Consider the following 15,750-nt stretch of genomic DNA (forward strand, 5'->3'; position numbering starts at 1 on the left):
AAATATATCAAGAATTAGATAGGTGTTTTTACCCTTTTTTATACATTTATTACTTTTTTGTACCCGAAACTGGCTCTTCTTGGGTACCTTTTTTTAGACTGAATGGTATGTTGTAGGTAATGCCAATAGCTGGTGCAATCTTAAATTTCTTAACATAGGAAACGCTCGTTTCTGCTGCATTCACAAGTTCGAAATCCGATCTGCTATCTCCAATTACTTTTTCGTATCTGTTGCTTATCCGATTAACATTGCCCATTACTGCACCTATATTTAAAGCTATACGTCCATTTTCTTTACCGAGCAAAAAGCTAAGGCCTGTAAAATATCGAGGCCTGATCTGATCGTTTAAGCTAACACCCGCTCCTAAGTGCCAGCCCCAACTAAAGTTTACAGAACATCGATTGTAAAAATGCAGGTAACTAACGAACCCAAACTCTCCAGAACTTCCATCATCTTTAATCCTTTTACCCTTAAGGGTATCCAAACCTGTACCAGCACGATTAGGCACGAGGTTGTAATCTGATTTAAGTGAATAAATATGATCCTTTAAAAATGGTGCGTAATATAGACCTGAGCTTACATCGACCTTGAAATTACCGATGATAGGTACCGGCACTACCATTTCTTTTACCTTGTCTATGTAAGCGGTTCCTTCTTTAGCTAGAATACTAAATTTAAAGTCGATACGGTCTTTGTTGGTAGCAGCACGTGTATTGCGTAACATGTGGATATAGGTACCTATTAGTTTATTGTACAACTGTGTGGCTGTTTTATACAATGTACTGTCTTCTTTAGCAATCTTTAATTCCTGTTTTAGGAACTCATTTAAAGTAAGTGTAGGAGATTTCGCCATTGGTTGAGCATGAAGGAATGCGTCAACTCTCTTTTTAGCTTCAATTTTATTATAGGTCAATTTAAAGTTTAAATTGTCGCAGGCGGATTGTTGGCCAAGCCAAAAATCGTTCAATGCAGCGATCATCGTCAATATTCCTGCTCTTACTACATCAATACGGTTTTCCTTTTCATCTGGTCCATCACTAGCGCCTTCGCCAGCAACACCATCAAAAGGAGAAAAATATCTTGCCAACAGTGCATTTGTATTTTGCCAAAGACTCTCAGAGCTTTCATTTATATCCAGTTTATAGATGTTGGGATTTACATTGATAATTTCAAAACCTAAAGGATCGCCACCCTTTACATGGAATTTTCTTTTCGTAGCTGCCGACAGGCGAGTTACATCTCCTTTATTGTCTACGAAATAGGTTTGGTTCGCTTTTGCGTCATAAAATATTCGATTTCTAGGTACTGTTTGCTTGAGCCTTTTATAGCGAGCTGTATCCTTGTTTAATTTTTCATTCTTTCCTGTGTCTAGAAATGAAGTGATACTTTCCCCCTCCAAACAAGGATAAACATCTTCAGGACAACATTCTGATACAATGTCTAAGTTTGACAAATTAACGTTAAAGTTGTGTTTTTTTGCGATCGCTAGATAATCAACTGCTGGTGCCACAATTTTAGGTGTCTCAGCATCCCCTGTAGGCGTTCCAGTTTTTTTTTCTACTAATTTAATTTCATATTGACATTCATTTTTAGCTGGATCTTTAGCATCTTTAATATAAAGGATTTTAAAGGAAATGATATCCTTATCGCCCTTAGCTTGCAATGCGGCATTATATATGAAAGTTAGATGGGTATTAGAAACTTTACCTTCAAGTAGCGGTGATGGAGTGCCTGCACTATTAAGTCGTTGTAGTTTATAATTGGCCTGATTACGCTCCGCTTCTTTTTTGTCGGGAAAGTTAATCGTAACATAGAAATTATCGTTTTTACCAAGCTCCTCCTGCTTGGGGTCTTTGCAATTGTCTTTCTTCAGATCCTTAACATTAATAACTGTTCCTGTTTTGGTTTGGCCTTTTACCGAAATGCAAAATAGCATTAATAAGGTTAGAGCGAAAATGTAGATAATTGTTTTCATATTGAATTGAATTTAAACTGCGGTGAAATAAATATTATTGTAGATTGATCTCATTGGAATTATCCAGGCATAGCCTTCATCTTCGGCAACAGCGAAGATCATGCCCAGAAGCTTGTTATCTTCAGTTAAAACAACAGCTCCACTATCTCCTTTTTTAGCGCAAATTTTCAACTGAATGACTTCTGAGAAAACCTGAACTATTCTATTGCCGGTATATAGTCGAAATCCAATTTTTGGTGATGCATCTTTATTGAATAGCACACCCTCGCAGGCTGCACCTGAAGTGCGACCGCAAAATTTGACTTTTAATTTCTTCTCTTCCTCCGATGTAGCATCATGAATTTGGTCAGCAAAGGGCATGGTATAAATCTTTTGGTCAATTTCAGCTCTTGTTGTAGTAAATAGGCCAATGTCTAATTTGTTATTGAATATACCATGTGAAGCGGTGCCAATAAAAACTGGAGATGGGAAAGCTGGTGTCAAATCAATCTCACTTGGTGAAATTACGTCCTTCATTTTACCTGTAGAAGTGCCATTTGGTTTTGGAATTTGAAATATGCCGTTCGCCATTTCAGTAGGGAACAATACATGATAGCAGCTTAACCCATAGACCTGCTTATCATCTGGCAGTTGTACCCTTAACCCAAGTGTGCCCACGGCTTTGATGCCAGACTTACCAATACTGCATCCTAGAGGTCTAGGTCCATTTATTCCCACACCAGTAAAATTTCCACTTTCTATAATGCCGGTTTCAAGCACATCGGTGGGTATGCTGTAGCCCTGATAAAGGACTTCTGTAGGAACAGAAGAGGTGGTCCCTGGAGTTAGGTTTGTTACTTTTTGCGTAACATAGAACTGTATACAATACGCATTTTCATCAACAACAGCTTGAGTATTCCCAGTTAATTTATTGGCAATGGCAACACCAGTATAATTTTGTATCGTTGTTTCCCAGGTATCCATGTTTTGAATAATCGCTTGATTGATGATGGTCTTCTGTTCTTCTGATGGTAGGCTATGAATATCGATCAGCGCAGCACTTTTCGTTTTATCTTTTTCGTTCTCTTGCTGCCGAATTTCTACTTGTCGTTTACGATCAATTTCTGATTTAATGGTGTCGCTTTGAGTCTTTAATGCTGACATCAGCTCGGCCAAACCCTGTTGAAACTCTTTAGACCAGGCCTCGGTTTCGGTGCGTACCAATTCATTAAAACCATTTTGAAACACGATCAGTGAATCGATCATATAGGCAAAAGTGATGGGCGTTAGTGGCGTGTTAGTTAAGAGATTAGATTGCCAACGTTGAACAAACGTATTTCTCATATTGGTCAGATCCATTCGTGTCATTACAAAGCGAACCCAGCTATTTGTAAATCCATAGTACTTGTCAAATAGTAGAAGACCACCACCAATTCCTGCCGCTAGATATCCCAGGTATAAAAATGTCGTTAATTGTACATCTTTGTTCTCATCAGTCTCTATAAAAAAATAGGCAATCAATGGCATTAAAGTGCTGATGATAAATAAGCATATTGCTATGGAGCGCAGTTTTCTGGCCCAGTATCCCTTTTCTTTACCATAGGCATAATACCATTCAATCTTATTATCGATAACCTTCATGGTTTGCTGATACAATTCCTCCAACTTATATGAAGCGACTTTACTATCCCAATTTTTTAATAACGTGAAGTCAAGCAAGGAAGATGTAGAATATTTTTTCTCGTTACTCATGGTACTGATTCTTAAATTTCCCGAATAATGTTTTGCAACATTGAAGTAAAAATAATAGGAGCGATGTGATTTGTTAGGGGTGTAAATCCTAATTATTTACAGTTTTTTACCTCTATATATTGTAGAATATTTTTCGTATAAGGATAGAACAGCGACTGGTTGTCTCAACCATTTTAATTGACCCGCTGCATCAATTTAAGAAATAGCCCGCCTAAAGAACCAGAAATTGATCTCGAAGGACGAACTCATATTAGAAGGCTTGATACACTAACAGATCGTTATCTTTAAATTGCGAAGAAGTGCGTAAATTGGATACCGGTTCAATGCGGTTGACACATTAAAAAGATGGTATATTAAAGTTTGACGCAAATAAACAGATCATGAAAATAATTAAGGATATACATGAAGATGAATGGTCTTCCATAACAAATATTGGAACTACAGTCCATTTGAAGAAAGATCAAATCATCTTTCGAAAAGGTGAGTCTGTAAATAAGGAAGTTTTTTTAATAGATGGAATCGTTAGAGGCTTTATGATAGATGAAGATGGTAATGAGAAAAGCACGTCTTTTTTTGAAGAAGGAGAGTTTATGAGCACGCAGGCACTTAGAACTAAAAAAGGTGTTTCTCTCTATAATTATCAAGCTTTATGTCGTACAAAATTATTGGTATTCGATTCAAGGCAATTAAAGGACCTACTATCAGAGAAAAAAAAGTTATCTCAAATAGGTAAAGCAATAAAGGAAAGAGAACTGACCAGACTTATGAATAGAGATGATTGTTTGATGCAAGTAAAAGCCGTTGACAAATACTTGAAGTTTATTGCGTTTTATCCCAATTTAGAAAGGCAGATTTCTCAACGCTATATAGCTTCGTACTTAGGTATCACCCCTGTTTCACTCAGCCGCTTAAAAAAAATAATGATTGTAAAAACTGATAACAATTGATAACAGAATTAGAAGTCCATTGGAATAATTTTGTAGTTATTAATCATAAAATTTATTTCGAAGTGAAAAAGCTAACGAGTTTCTTTTTTAAAAATGGAAAATATAAAATTGCCCTGCCGATATTAGGATTTGGATTTGCTCTACAAGCCTTATTAATAATAGATTATCTGCCTAAATTTCTTCAATATTCCGATAATGTGAAGAACCCCGACCAGCTCTTTACTTATAACTATGAATACATTGTGAACCTCTATCAAAAACTAGGCGAAGAAGGAAGAAACTTTTATTTTAAAATGCTTGGAGTGGATTTTTTATACACCACCATTTCCGGCATAGGTTATTCCCTGTTACTTGCAGCCTTAGTTAAAAGGGAAAAATGGTATATTATTCTGCCTCTTTTTTTAACATTTTCAGATGTTTTTGAAAATGTTTCGCAAATTATTTTGATGAATAATTTTCCTGAAATATCGGCTTTAGGAGTAACCATATCAAGTGCATTTAGCGCTATTAAAATGATAGGTGGCGCAACTAGTGTTTTATTAATTTTATTCTTTATAGGTAGGAATATAATCCATTGGCTAAAAAATAAAAAGACCACGATATGAGAGCTCCAAATTACAAAGTCGGTTGGATATTAGAAACTAAAGTTGCTGCACTAACTCATTTTCATTCAGAAATCACACATGAAGATATGATTGGTGTATTTACTGAAACCCAGAAATTATTAATGGATACGAAAGGACCATTTCAAATAATAATAGATAACCGTTTAGCACCGTTGAACAAATTATTTTCCTTAGAAGAATTACAAAACTCATCACCTTTACTTCTTCATCCATTTCTTGATCACATAGTAATTGTGAAACCGAATCATTTAGAATTAAGAATCAATGAGACACCTATAGAAAAACGTAAAAGTACATACTTGAAAAATGTATCTTCAATACAAGAGGCATTAAATTTTCTCCGGCAGGCAATTCCCGAATTAAGCCAGGCAAAAATGGACAGTCACTTTTTTGACAATAATTAGTTATGAATTGAAAACCATGAGATGTAGCAATGGGAACTGTTTGCCAAATGACTTTCTCAGGAAATCCAACATGACAAGATGCTTAATCGGGCCTGTTCTTGCAAAATGAACCTTGTCAACCCATGCTGGCGCAAGCGTCCTGCTTGTGCCTTAACTAAATAGCATAAACTTATACTAAACTTAACCCTATACCTTAACCTTATTTACCAAATATTTAATATCTTCAAAACTTAAACCTAACAACACTTAAATGAACAAGTTATTAATGCTCTCTCTGCTGGCATGTTTGTGCACTAGTATGGCTTTGGCCCAACAAAAAAAGGTTCAGCTTTCTTTTAATACCAATTTAATAGATGCCTATGCCGCGGCCGAAATTAATCTCTCAGCAAACAGCACCTTATACACCGCTATTGGTTTTGGGGCAGGTAGTGTAAGCTCTATAGACTTACATAAATATTTCGATAAAAGTAAACACAACCAAAGAGGCACAGATGTGGTTTTACCTGATATCTTTTTTGCGCCTTACTTTAATATCCAGTACCGCAACTATTTTGCAAGAAAAAGCGATGAAAGAAGGGGAGCTTATACCGGTCATAATTCTGGGCTGTATGTAGGTGCCCGTTTAAAAATGTATACGGCGCCAGCCTTTGTGTTAAAAGAAGAGGTTAAACCCATGAAAGAAAATTACACCCTTGGTGCAATATTCGGTTATCAAAAAGCCGTAGGTGCTAAAAGAAAGTTGCTCTTTAATATCAATGGAGGTGTAAGTACCCATGCCAATTATAACCTTTCTTTTTTTGCGTGGAAACCCATGTTGCATACTTCAATAGGTTATATCCTTTCGGGCAACAAGTAACTCTAAGTGTTTTAGGCCTTGTGGTTTAGCCCAAATAATTTATATATTAGGCTAAGGCTTCATTGCCTACATAACGCTTTCAACACATTCTCACATGCAAACACGCGGGGCAGGATACATGGATGGCTAGGCGGCAAACCTTTAAGGATATACTGCACCACCACCCGCGAAGATTGGGACGAGTATGAGCATTCGCATAACATTACTGGGCTTTTGCATGGCCACGGGGCTCTTTGGGGCAGGAGATGGCCTGTATTTGGTTTATAATGTATAAAAGCCTGCCAATACGGTACAGTTTAGCGGAAAAGGGGTATTTAATAACCTGTTTAAGGCCTAGGCCAACGCAAGTTCAAATCCCAACGGCTCTAAAACAAAAAACCTCCAAGCTTTTAAGCTTGAAGGTTATCTTGTGATCCCGCTGGGATTCGAACCCAGGACCACTACATTAAAAGTGTAATGCTCTACCAGCTGAGCTACGGAATCATTTCCTTTTGTTTAAGGAGGGGCAAATATAGAAATTAAAATTAATTTGCCCAACTATTTCTACAAAAAATTAAAATCAATGAGTTTAACTCCTGTAAATGAGCTTATTTATTCTTTTAGCCTTGGGCAATGTCTTGTTTAAATAGCAGTCAACTAGATTTGTATGCTCTAGCTTTAATAAAATCTTTGATTTCTTCTTACCTTAGTATTACCCCATCTGGTACTGTTAGGTTAAAATTGATACGTATATACCAAAATTATGAAAGTAAATTTAGATAGCATTATTCTCTATGTTCAGAATGTGGACAATTTAAAATCATTTTATACCAAAACCTTTAACCTCGAAGTAATTGAAACCTACGAATCGACATGGGCATTGCTTAAAGTTGGTGATGGCAAAATAGGCTTGCACAAAATTGGGGAACAGTATTGGGACGAAAGTAAAGGTGCTTTTAAATTTGACAACAATACTAAAATTGTTTTTGAAATTGATGCAGACATTCATCAGATCAGAACACAGTTGCTTGATCAAAAAGTAGCCATGAGAGCAATTAAAACTTTCGATAATTACGATTATTGGCTTTGCGATGGTGAAGACCCTGAAGGGAATGTTTTTCAAATTAAGCAGAAAAAAATTGACAAGTAGGAGTATATAATGATAACCAACAAAAATGTACCACCACCATACTTGGAAGATCTTGTAACCACTGCAGTTGGTAAAAAATGCATTAGTTGGAACATTCCTGATTGTGGACTCTCATCAGCACTTAGATTTTCTGTACAATTAGCAGATCATAGTTGTGTTTTTGTTAAAGCATCTACTGATCAAGAGACCGCCCAATGGTTGCGTAATGAGTATTTGGTATTGTCAACTCATCAGCAAAAATTTATGCCTACAGTGATCAAATGGATTGACGAACCCACAATTTACCCGGTGCTGATTACGCAAGACTTAAGCAGTGCCTATTGGCCAGCAAGCCACAATGGGGTTACTTGGCGTGAGGGTGATTTTGATTTATTATTTAAAGGTATCAAAGAGCTTTCTACTGTTAGGGCGAATTCAGTACTCCCAGTGTTATACAAGCCAACTAATTCTCTTTGGTCTAAAATTGCCAGCAATCCAACAGCTTTTTTAAGCTTGGAATTGTGTTCTACAACTTGGTTAAACAAGGCTATAGCTATTTTGATTGCAGCAGAAAAAATGACTGATGTAACTGGTCATTATCTTGTACATGGAGACCTTAGAAGCGATAATATTTGTTTTTTAGATTCGCAAGTAATGTTTGTCGATTGGAGTCATGCTGCTCAAGGCAACGACCTTCATGATCTGGCTTCGGTACTGCCCACACTTTACTTAGAGGGTGGTCCTGCACCATACCAAGTCATGCCAGAAGCAGGGAGTGAGGCAGCATTGAGCTGTGCTAGGCACATCACTAGATTAACAGTACAACATGCTATGCCACCATGGTTAAAAAATGTATTTAAGAAATTAATTGCTATAGAACTAGAATGGGCAGCTCATTGCCTTGAATTAGATGAACCAGATGGAATATCATGGCGTTCCATTTAACCAGATATTTTTCGCATCAACATTTCTAAAGGTCCGTTTTTAAATTTTTTAAGCCATAACCAACTCCAGCATACACTAATTATAAAATAAGCTATTGAAAATAACAATATAAAGATTGGGCTAACATTTTCCCTTTGATTATAATGATTTACCGATAGCACCTGCTGGATAAAAGTAAACAATAAGATCCCTATAACTAGATGTGAGACATAGTGGCTCAAAGTCATTTTTCCTGTTGCAGCAATTGCCTGTACCACTTTATTATTCTCTACATAATTGCCTAAATACATCAAACCAGCAATTAACATCAATCCAAAAGCAGCAGTAGCGAGCATAAAGGGTAAAAAAGGAGGGATGTAATCGGCAGTGAGGTAAAATAATACATCTTTATCAATCATTATTTTTGGTGCCAAAAACTGGATGCCTTCTACCAAAACAAATACAAAAAAGCCTAAGCTAAACATGCGTTTTTGTGTATTGGCTATGCTCCAGTTTAACCTACCTAACCACATTCCAAAAAGGAAATAGGCCGCCCAAGGAAAAATAGCATTCCAACCATTGTAAAATGTATTTCGCATAAAGCCATTAAAAGTCCAGAAACCAGTATACTGAAGGGTTTCGAAATTCCACCCACGTTCATAAGGGATACAGATCAACAGCACGTGAAAGATCAATACCGTTAATGCAGCAATATAGAGATAAACACGTTTTGGCAAAAACAATACACAAGCAGCTATGCACATATAACCAGCATAAAAATGTAAAATATCTGCTGGCCACCACAAACAAAGCAATAGTCCAGTAATAAATAAAAACAACGACCGCTTTACAATGGTTATTTGTAATGCTGTTTTTTCTGTAAGCGTGTAAGTTGTTCTATTACTCATCAATGCAATACCCATACCTGCCAACATTACAAAAACAGAACTTGAGTTGCCATTAAACAATAGCAAGAACTGGCCAATGAAACTATTGTCTGTTTTAGCACCAAAAACTGTGTTGAAATTTACAATAAACATGCCCAATATAGCATATGCTCGGGCCAGGTCGAATCCAATTATTCTTTGTTTCATATAAGTGGGTATTTAATTTTTGGCAAAATTGCAGTTAGCATTTCAACCGACATTTGACTTAGGTCAAATAAATACCAGCTTGTTGATTAAATAAGTTTAGCCCTTATTCTGCTCAGTGTTTCTAATGAAATACCCAAATAAGAAGCGATGTAGCTTAAGGGAATATATTGTATAATGTGTGGTTGTTTTTGAAGTAAAAACAGATAACGTTCTGTAGCAGTTAAAGTATGAAATTGGAATAACCTATCTTCTAGCCAGATGGCATAATATTCTGTCATCATTAGATCGAGCTCCATTAATGCTGGATATTGTGTTTTGAGTACTTGAAAAGCTTGATAGTCTGTTACTGTAACTGAAACATCGGTAATGGCCTGTATAAATTCTCTACTAGGGCTTTGTTGGACATAACTGTGCAATGAAATTGCAATATCATCCTTAAAGAACAGTTCAGTTGTCATTTCTTTTCCATCATTCAGGTAGTATTTTCTGGCTATCCCACTTTCTAGCACATAGCTTTTTTTACAGGTTTCGTCCATGCTCAGCAAAAAGCTACCCTTTTTAAAAGTTTTGATGGTAGAAATATGTTGTAATGCTGTTAAAATTTGGGGATCGAGATAGTTGATAAAAGCATTGATTTTGTTGAGATAAGCAATCATTGATGAGCAAAGACTAGTTTTAAAATCAGCTACAAGCTTGGCAATGATACATTAATTTTATGAAAAGCAGAAGCAGCAATTGAGTTTGTTAAGGTCTCTAAGATAACACTTAAATAAAATTCAATAGCCTCCAGTATTTACGCTAATCTCATTAAATGCTTGGTCTATTCTGGTATCCGAAGTGATAGGGTGTAGAATCTGTTGTGGTATTCACTTTAACTATGCTGCGTTTGATAATTAAATTGGCTGCAACCAGATTGGGGATCCAACATAACCAAGCTACAATGGTATAGGCAATAATGAAATCGCCAATGAGTACAACCAACAAAGGCAACCATATTCTTAAGGTTACAGCGGCAAAACAAGCCGCATAACTGTAAATCATTAGCTTTTGATGCAATTGAACCTGTCTGTTTTTGATGCTCACAAAAGCCATTAATGTAGTCGCAAACCAAATTACACCTAAACAAATAAATCCTAAAGCAGTTAATAGGCCACCTGTAGCAGAAAAAGCGATATAAATGCCTGCTACCGAGCTCAACAAAACAGAAAGTACGTAAACCTTGCCAATTTGCTTGTGTAAACCTCTATTCTTATTTCTAAATTTTGTTCCAAATTGTGCCCAGCCAATCAATAATGCCAAGCCACCTAAAAAGATATGGATATAAAAAGCACTATTCCAGAATGGATTGGTTAAAAGTGATGTTGATTTGAAACTCAATAGACCAAATTGTTTATCTAACACGATATAGACCATTGGATAGAATCCTATTACAATAGCAAGAGCAACTAATAAAATCCATAATGCTTTCTTCTTCATCTTTTTGAACCAAAAAATTGTAAAATAAACCGCAAGCCAATTCCATCCACATCAATAGCTTTCCTTTGATAAGGTACTGTAATGAAGCATCTTGAAATAGATGTTAAGTTTGAGCGCTTGTAGCTATTTAATTTTGGTTATTAATAAACTAGCTTCAAACAAGATAATTAATTTTATAGTTATGGCCCATTGTTTTAAACGTTCATCTTATTCATTTTTTATAGACGATGAACTCATCGTAAGTAGATTTTAAGCTCAATAGAATAGCCTAAAACCTATAGGAATAATACCTTTCTGGCTAAGAGCAAAATATAAGTAAGAATGGCTAACTGTTAAATTGACGAAGATGGTGGTCGGTATGTTTGTATACCAATAGTCCAATCTGTTCTTTTGTTAGTCGTCCAAAAAATGAATGGACCACATCTGGGTTTGTTAAATGTGCATATTCTTCAAATAAGGCAATCCATTTTTTTCTCTCCATCAGTATATTGCCACTATTTTCTTTTACTTTAAGTTCAGGTAAGGTAGGCACATTCATTTTAATGGGCTGATCATTTTCTGTGAAATCTTTCAATGCCATTCTGCCAAATAACAAACCGATAAATGCCCTTTTGTATTTGGTTTTGCCCAACATCATGTTTTCATAAGTAGTACAATGTTTTAACATTTGATAGACATTCATTTTGCCCCATTGGGCCGTACTTTTTTCATCCAATGTATTGATCCGATCAATCAATTCGGCTCTCGTGGCTTGGTCAAATATTGTTTTCATATTCGTTAGTGTGCTTAATCAAATATAATTGCAATAGCTGAAAAGGATAGGGTGCAATACCGACATTTTATAGTGCGATTTCGGACAACAAAAAAGGGAGACTATACAGCACTCCCTTTTCGAACAATGTTCATTTATTTAAATGGCTTCGATCTTAAACCCTGTTTTTTGAATGGTTTCAATGAGCTCTTCTTCGCTAATGCCATTGCTTTTCACCGAAAGGATTTTGTTTTGATCTGTTGTATCAACACTCCACTCGGCAATACCTGCATTTGCATTTAAAGCAGGTGTTACTTTTGCCACACAGCCACCGCAATTGATATTGGTTTTAAATCTCAGCACCTCATCGTTATTTGCATCGTTTATTTCTGCTTCAATACCTGCTACTTCATAGCCAGCATCTGCAATAAAATCAATTACTTGCTGTTGCAGGCCATTATTTTCAATCGTTACAACTGCCATGGCAGGTTTGATTTCTTTAATACCAACACCTTCTATTTTTGAAATGGCATTGTTAACACGCATTTGGCAATGGCTGCTTGTCATATCTGGAATGGAAATTTTTATTGTTTTCATTTTTAAATTGTTTTATTTATGGTTTCGATTATTTGTTTTTAAATGTTGAAAGCAGCTATTTTTTCCACTTTAACAAAAGACTATTGGTTACTACACTTACACTGCTCAAAGCCATGGCGGCACCAGCAATCATTGGGTTCAATAAAAAGCCATTTACAGGATATAAAATGCCTGCTGCAAGCGGAATACCAATGATATTGTAGATAAATGCCCAGAATAGATTTTGGCGAATGGTAGCTACCGTATTTTTTGAAAGCCTAATGGCTTCTGGAATTTTGGTCAGGTCTGAAGAAATAATGGTCATTTTTGCTACATCCATAGCAATATCGCTGCCTTTGCCCATGGCAATACTTACATCGGCCTGTGCCAATGCTGTACTGTCGTTAATTCCATCGCCAACCATGGCTACAATTTTTCCTTCACTTTGCAGTTGTTTGATAAAACTTGCTTTTTGATCAGGCATTACTTCTGCTTTATAAGCTGTAATTCCAGTTTGTTTGGCAATAGATTTGGCAGTAGTTTCATTGTCGCCTGTAAGCATATAGACTGCTATACCGTTATTAATTAACTGCTCAATAGCTTGTTTAGAAGTCTCTTTAATCTGATCAGCGATGGCCAATACAGCTAATGCATTTTCGTGATTTGCAAACCAGATTACAGTTTTAGCCTCATTACCCCATTGTGTTGCTTTAGTTAACAATTGCTCCTCAACTTTAATTTGATGTTCGGTAAGTAATTTGTAGTTGCCCACAAAATAGATTTGACCATCTATATCGGCTTTTGCACCTCTACCAGTTATACTTTCAAAGTGGTGAACTGTTTTTAAAGCTAGATTTTCAAAATGTTTAACCACTGCTTCGGCTAAAGGATGTTCAGATAGTTTTTCAATACTAACTAAAGCCTGTTTGGCCAATTCATCTTGGTTTAACCAAAAATCGTCTGTTACCACTGGTTTGCCTTCGGTAATGGTTCCTGTTTTGTCTAAAACCACTACATTTACTTTTTTGGCCAGTTCTAAACTTATCGCATCTTTAATTAAAATGCCATGTTCGGCAGCTTTGCCAATGCCCACCATAATTGCGGTAGGAGTGGCTAAACCTAAAGCACAAGGACAAGCAATAACCAGTACGGTGGCTAAGGCAATTAAACCTTGAGAAAAACCATTCTGTCCGCCTAAAATGATCCAGGTTACAAAAGCAATCATTGCAATTACAATCACAACTGGAACAAATATGCCTGCAATTTTATCAACCAGTTTTTGTACTGGCGCTTTACTGCCTTGTGCCTCTTGTACCATTCTAATGATTTGTGCCAGCATCGTTTCTGCGCCTACTTTTTCGGCACGGAACTGAAAACTTCCCTTTTGGTTAATGGTACCAGCAAAAACTGATTCGTTTTCTTTTTTTAATACAGGTACAGGTTCACCACTCAACATACTCTCGTCTACATAAGAGTTGCCTTTTACCACTTGGCCATCCACAGCAATCTTTTCACCTGGTTTGACCAAAATGATATCGCCTTTGCTTACTTCTTCAATGGCAATTACTACTTGTTGATCATTCTCCTTAATAATAGTCACGGTTTTTGGTTGTAACCCCATCAGTTTTTTAATGGCCGAAGAGGTATTGCCTTTGGCTTTTTCTTCTAATAGTTTACCCAATAAAATAAAAGAGATGATTACAGCTGCTGCTTCAAAATAAACATGTCCATGTAAGCCTCTTTCCATCCAAAATGAAGGAAATAAGGTGTTGAAGACACTAAATAGATAAGCAATACCTGAACCTAAGGCTACCAAGGTATCCATATTTGCAGAGCGATGTTTGGTCTGCTTCCAGGCGTTGATAAAGAAGTCTTTACCAAACCAAAGCACTACTGGTGTTGAAAGTACCCACATGATCTCGTTGGCATAAGGCATATTCATGTAAAACATGCCAATAATGACAACTGGTAGCGAAATTATGCTTGCCCATAAGGTTTTGCGTTTTAACTGGCCAAACTTTTGCGCATGAATTTCTTCTAGTGTTTCAGATTCCTTATCGGCATTAGCCAGCAATAGATCGTAGCCAATACTTTGTACGGCTTTTTGTATTTCTTCTGTACTGATCAGATTGGGCAAATATTCGACAGTTACGCTAGCCGTTGCGAAATTTACAGCAGCACTAATCACACCTGGCTGAGCTTTGATGATACTTTCCGTACTCACAGCACAAGAAGCGCAGGTCATGTCTAAAACTGGAATTGTTTTTTTTACACTCGTTACCCCGTAACCTAAATCGCGAATGGCATTTACTGCATTGGCAATGGTTGAATTGTCTTTTGTTGTAATTAACGCTCTATTGTTATTGAGTTCTACTTGATGAGAATCGACACCTTTTACTTTTGCCAGGCCTTTATCTACTATCAATGCACAATGCTCACTTTCTACACCTTCTAATGGAATATAAATAGGTGATTTTTGATCTGTTGACATATTTCTTTGTACTATTTCTGATTAACAATACAAAGTTCGATACATTAAGTTCGTTTCATTTACACTATTCCTAGATTGATTTATAGATTTTACGTTTTAATAAGGTAGAAGGTAAAAGGGATAGGGTTTAAGGTGTATTTTACCTAGTAACAGTTAAATCTTGATGTTTAGGGAGGGAAAAGGTGTAAGGCGTAAGGTTTAGGGTCTTGACAGCTATTATACTTGATCTAAAGACTTTCTTTTGTCTTCAGTGCTATTTTTAAATTGACTAGGGGTGTAGCCAGTTATTTTTTTAAACTGATTGCTCAAATGACCAATGCTTGAATAGTTGAGCTGATAGGCAATTTCGCTGAGCGATAACTCTCCGTAAGCAATGAGTTCTTTTACCCTTTCAATTTTTTGGGCAATAAAATATTTTTCAATGGTGAGGTGCTCTATTTCCGAAAATAGATTGGAGATGTAGTTATAGTCGTGGTTAAGTTTTTCGCTTAAATAATCGGAAAGGTTTACTTTTAAGTTCACGTCTTGGTGGTGTACCAACTCGATGATGTGTTTTTTAATATTTTCGGTCAATCTTGTCTTTTTATCGTCAATCAGCTCAAAACCCAGCTCGTTCAAAGCTGTTCCAAGGTTTATTTTGGCTGTTGTTGTCATTTCTTCTTCAAGCGTAACTTCGCCTAAGGTTACAGCAATTGGGGCAATACCTAATTTTTCTAATTCTGTACGAACCACCAATTTGCAACGGTCACAAACCATGTTTTTGATATAAATCTTTGTCATCACCTATAAAT

Annotated in this window: 15 protein-coding genes and 1 tRNA gene; 6 read left to right on the forward strand and 10 right to left on the reverse strand. The window is 36.3% G+C overall.

From position 1 onward, the window contains the following. Positions 1-49 precede the first annotated feature (49 nt). Complete coding sequence (locus AQF98_RS09150) at positions 50-1,975, reverse strand: hypothetical protein (RefSeq protein ID WP_055131636.1); 1,926 nt, start codon at positions 1,973-1,975, stop codon at positions 50-52. Between the two features lie 12 nt (positions 1,976-1,987). After that, positions 1,988-3,706 (reverse strand): SLATT domain-containing protein, encoded by a 1,719-nt coding sequence (locus AQF98_RS09155; protein ID WP_152969683.1) that lies wholly within the window; start codon positions 3,704-3,706, stop codon positions 1,988-1,990. Between the two features lie 380 nt (positions 3,707-4,086). Between AQF98_RS09155 and AQF98_RS09160 the strand changes: the two genes are divergently transcribed. From AQF98_RS09160 to AQF98_RS09175, 4 genes are all read left to right on the forward strand, one after another. Next, entirely contained in the window at positions 4,087-4,653 is a 567-nt protein-coding gene (locus tag AQF98_RS09160; RefSeq protein WP_055131638.1) for a Crp/Fnr family transcriptional regulator, read from the forward strand. Continuing rightward, complete coding sequence (locus AQF98_RS09165) at positions 4,650-5,258, forward strand: hypothetical protein (protein WP_055131639.1); 609 nt, start codon at positions 4,650-4,652, stop codon at positions 5,256-5,258. The genes AQF98_RS09160 and AQF98_RS09165 overlap by 4 nt, the downstream gene beginning before the upstream one ends. Continuing rightward, complete coding sequence (locus AQF98_RS09170) at positions 5,255-5,683, forward strand: hypothetical protein (RefSeq protein WP_055131640.1); 429 nt, start codon at positions 5,255-5,257, stop codon at positions 5,681-5,683. The genes AQF98_RS09165 and AQF98_RS09170 overlap by 4 nt, the downstream gene beginning before the upstream one ends. Positions 5,684-5,933: 250 nt before the next feature. After that, positions 5,934-6,539, forward strand: a complete 606-nt coding sequence (locus tag AQF98_RS09175) for a hypothetical protein (protein WP_152969684.1) — start codon at positions 5,934-5,936, stop codon at positions 6,537-6,539. Between the two features lie 410 nt (positions 6,540-6,949). Here the strand turns inward: AQF98_RS09175 and AQF98_RS09180 are convergent. Beyond that, positions 6,950-7,022, reverse strand: a tRNA-Lys gene (locus tag AQF98_RS09180). Positions 7,023-7,281: 259 nt separating this feature from the next. Between AQF98_RS09180 and AQF98_RS09185 the strand changes: the two genes are divergently transcribed. Continuing rightward, positions 7,282-7,668 (forward strand): VOC family protein, encoded by a 387-nt coding sequence (locus AQF98_RS09185; RefSeq protein WP_055131642.1) that lies wholly within the window; start codon positions 7,282-7,284, stop codon positions 7,666-7,668. Positions 7,669-7,677: 9 nt separating this feature from the next. Then, entirely contained in the window at positions 7,678-8,592 is a 915-nt protein-coding gene (locus tag AQF98_RS09190) for a phosphotransferase (RefSeq protein ID WP_055131643.1), read from the forward strand. Here the strand turns inward: AQF98_RS09190 and AQF98_RS09195 are convergent. The 7 genes from AQF98_RS09195 to AQF98_RS09225 all read right to left on the reverse strand — a co-directional run bounded on the left by AQF98_RS09195 (position 8,589) and on the right by AQF98_RS09225 (position 15,739). Then, positions 8,589-9,665, reverse strand: coding sequence for a DUF418 domain-containing protein (locus tag AQF98_RS09195; RefSeq protein ID WP_055131644.1), 1,077 nt, complete (start codon positions 9,663-9,665; stop codon positions 8,589-8,591). The two genes, AQF98_RS09190 and AQF98_RS09195, sit on opposite strands and share 4 nt — an antisense overlap. A gap of 86 nt (positions 9,666-9,751) precedes the next feature. Then, positions 9,752-10,321: a Crp/Fnr family transcriptional regulator gene (locus AQF98_RS09200; RefSeq protein WP_055131645.1), complete on the reverse strand. Its 570-nt coding sequence runs from the start codon at positions 10,319-10,321 to the stop codon at positions 9,752-9,754. A 151-nt stretch (positions 10,322-10,472) separates the two neighbouring features. Then, positions 10,473-11,141 carry a DUF2306 domain-containing protein gene (locus tag AQF98_RS09205; RefSeq protein ID WP_055131646.1) on the reverse strand — a complete coding sequence of 223 codons (669 nt, stop codon included), beginning with the start codon at positions 11,139-11,141 and terminating at the stop codon, positions 10,473-10,475. A gap of 325 nt (positions 11,142-11,466) precedes the next feature. After that, entirely contained in the window at positions 11,467-11,913 is a 447-nt protein-coding gene (locus AQF98_RS09210; RefSeq protein ID WP_055131647.1) for a DUF1569 domain-containing protein, read from the reverse strand. A 138-nt stretch (positions 11,914-12,051) separates the two neighbouring features. Further along, a complete protein-coding gene (locus AQF98_RS09215) occupies positions 12,052-12,489 on the reverse strand; it encodes a heavy-metal-associated domain-containing protein (protein WP_235524202.1) in 438 nt (145 codons plus the stop codon). 55 nt (positions 12,490-12,544) lie between these two features. Next, positions 12,545-14,959: a heavy metal translocating P-type ATPase gene (locus tag AQF98_RS09220; RefSeq protein ID WP_055131648.1), complete on the reverse strand. Its 2,415-nt coding sequence runs from the start codon at positions 14,957-14,959 to the stop codon at positions 12,545-12,547. A 216-nt stretch (positions 14,960-15,175) separates the two neighbouring features. After that, complete coding sequence (locus AQF98_RS09225; RefSeq protein WP_055131649.1) at positions 15,176-15,739, reverse strand: AraC family transcriptional regulator; 564 nt, start codon at positions 15,737-15,739, stop codon at positions 15,176-15,178. Between the last annotated feature and the right edge of the window lie 11 nt (positions 15,740-15,750).

The organism is Pedobacter sp. Hv1 (assembly GCF_001412215.1).
GTDB lineage: Bacteria > Bacteroidota > Bacteroidia > Sphingobacteriales > Sphingobacteriaceae > Pedobacter.